This is a genomic window from Clostridium sp., assembly GCF_032552055.1.
Taxonomy (GTDB): Bacteria; Bacillota; Clostridia; order Clostridiales; family Clostridiaceae; genus Clostridium.
The window spans coordinates 1-2,183 of sequence record NZ_JAWGSV010000365.1 but is presented as its reverse complement, the minus strand read 5'-3'; the positions used below and the strand labels follow the sequence as shown (position 1 = coordinate 2,183).

General features: G+C 27.4%; 4 protein-coding genes. All 4 read right to left on the bottom strand.

The genetic code is table 11. From position 1 onward, the window contains the following. Window positions 1–124 precede the first annotated feature (124 nt). Genes spoIIIAD through spoIIIAA form a run of 4 tightly spaced genes read right to left on the bottom strand, consistent with a single transcriptional unit; the run spans window position 125 to window position 2,162 of the window. Complete coding sequence (gene spoIIIAD, locus E6248_RS15565; protein WP_316341679.1) at window positions 125–508, bottom strand: stage III sporulation protein AD; 384 nt, start codon at window positions 506–508, stop codon at window positions 125–127. 8 nt (window positions 509–516) lie between these two features. Then, window positions 517–714, bottom strand: coding sequence for a stage III sporulation protein AC (spoIIIAC, locus tag E6248_RS15560; RefSeq protein WP_136005471.1), 198 nt, complete (start codon window positions 712–714; stop codon window positions 517–519). 15 nt (window positions 715–729) lie between these two features. After that, complete coding sequence (gene spoIIIAB / locus E6248_RS15555) at window positions 730–1,248, bottom strand: stage III sporulation protein SpoIIIAB (protein WP_316341678.1); 519 nt, start codon at window positions 1,246–1,248, stop codon at window positions 730–732. After that, window positions 1,236–2,162, bottom strand: coding sequence for a stage III sporulation protein AA (gene spoIIIAA, locus E6248_RS15550; protein WP_316341677.1), 927 nt, complete (start codon window positions 2,160–2,162; stop codon window positions 1,236–1,238). The genes spoIIIAB and spoIIIAA overlap by 13 nt, the downstream gene beginning before the upstream one ends. Window positions 2,163–2,183 lie beyond the last annotated feature (21 nt).

Here is a 2,183-nt window from a genome sequence, read left to right as displayed (position 1 = left end):
AAACTATTGCTTTCATTATCAACAGCTAAAACCTCTTTAAATCCTATATTAATGAAGATAATACAGCAAAAAATAAAGCCACAGATTAACTTAATCCCCTTTCCCCTCTCTAACATATCTCCTCCTATAATATTTGTAATATAGATTCAAGAACTGCCATTAAGATAGGTATTGCTAAGGTTAATATCAATATTTTAGCTGAAAACTCAACTTTACTTGCTATACTACAAGCTCCAGCATCCTTGCATATTTCACTACAAAATGTAGCTAAATATGATATTGCAAGTATCTTTAGTACTAATCCTATATAAACTACATCTACCTTAGCTTTATTTGATATATCTTTTATAAAGTTTAAAACATCACTAATACTTGATATAATAAATATAAATAAAAGAATACCTGCTACTAAAGAAACAAGAATTGCTACATCACTCCTTCTATCCTTTAGCATAAGAAAGATAAATAATGCAACTAAGGCAAAAGCTACAATTTTAACTATCTCCATACCTCCACCTAAAACATAAACATAGTTCTTACAGAATTAAATAAATCAGTTATTAATCCAATCACAGTAATTAGTATAATTACAATCCCAGCTATATTAGTAATTACTGCTACATCATCTTTGCCACTTGCCTTTAATACCTTATCAATTACGATAAGTAGAACTCCCATAGCCCCAATCTTAAATAATATACTTATGTCTAGCATTTCTTCCCCTCCTAATTAAATGAAAAAAATTGATATCATTGCTCCTAAACATATACCTAAAACTCTACACATTTTTGAATTTTTTTTTGCTAGCTCTTCTGCAGTACTGCAATTTACCTTTAAATTTTCTATAGTTAAATTAAAAATTTTATCTTGTCCATATACTCCTGTTTCTCCAAGTCCCTTAAAGAAGTCCTTTATTATGACCTCATCTTCACTTTTTAAAAAGTAATCCTGACTACTATTTTTATATTCCTTTTTAAATGCTGAATATACACTTTCTACTTCATTATTATTAAGTCTAGATGAAACACCACTTAATGTTGACTTTATTGGATCTTCCACTTTATGAGAAATATAATTTAAAGCTTCAGGTAATGGAGTGTTTGCATAAATAACTTCATTATTTAAAAATAAAATTGCTTTTAGAAATTCCTTAAGCTGTTTACTTCTCTTATTAAATGTTTCACCATAGTAGTATCCAATAAAACTACTAGATAAAAAAATAGTTAAAACAGCCATTATTTTAAGCATTTAACATCACCACTTTCTTCTATTGAATAAATATTCTCAATAGTACCAGGTCCTTTTCTACTACTTAAGATTATTATTCTATCTAAAATAGAATTTTCCAGTAGCTCTTTAAATACAGCCCTTTTATAAACATCATCAATACTATATCCATGAATTGTAACTATAATATTTACTCCAGAATTAAAAGCCATATTTAATGCTTCTATTTCGCCATATGTTCCAATTTCATCACATATTATTATTTCAGGGGATAAACTTCTTATAGCCATTATCATTCCATCTTTTTTGAAGCAATTATCTAATATATCTGTTCTTATGCCTATATCTAATTGGGGTATTCCATTAAAACAAGAAGCAATTTCACTTCTTTCATCTATAACAGAAACCTTCTTACCTTTTAAGTTATATAAAGGCATTCCATTTGAAATATTCCTAGCCATATCTCTTAATATTGTTGTTTTCCCACATTTAGGTGGTGAAACTATTAAAGTATTAAGAATACTATCATTTTTAGTAATATACTTCATAACCTCATTAGAGCATCCTTTAACTTCATGACATATTCTTATATTTAATGAAGATATATTTCTAATAGTTTTTATTTCCCCTTTATTTAAAACACATTCACCAGCAATACCTATTCTATGTCCACCCTTTATAGTTATATACCCTTGTCTTATTTCTTCTTCATAAGCATATAGTGAATAATTGGATATTCTCACCAAAATTTGTTTTAAATCATCAATGCTAGGTATAAATCTTAATATTATCTCTTTATAAGATAAATTTACTATAACTGGTTTATTTGCTTTTATCCTTATTTCTTGAACTGATAAGTTATTTATAAATATCTCCCTTAGTTCTTCTGCTAAATTTAAAGGTAGTAACTTTAAGATCTCCTCTTGGGTTTTCAAATTTTATCACTCCCTATTCCA

Excerpts from the sequence above, each read along its gene's own strand:
- spoIIIAD (WP_316341679.1), bottom strand. The coding sequence starts at position 508 with ATGGAGATAGTTAAAATTGTAGCTTTTGCCTTAGTTGCATTATTTATC.
- spoIIIAC (WP_136005471.1), bottom strand. The coding sequence starts at position 714 with ATGCTAGACATAAGTATATTATTTAAGATTGGGGCTATGGGAGTTCTA.
- spoIIIAB (WP_316341678.1), bottom strand. The coding sequence starts at position 1,248 with ATGCTTAAAATAATGGCTGTTTTAACTATTTTTTTATCTAGTAGTTTT.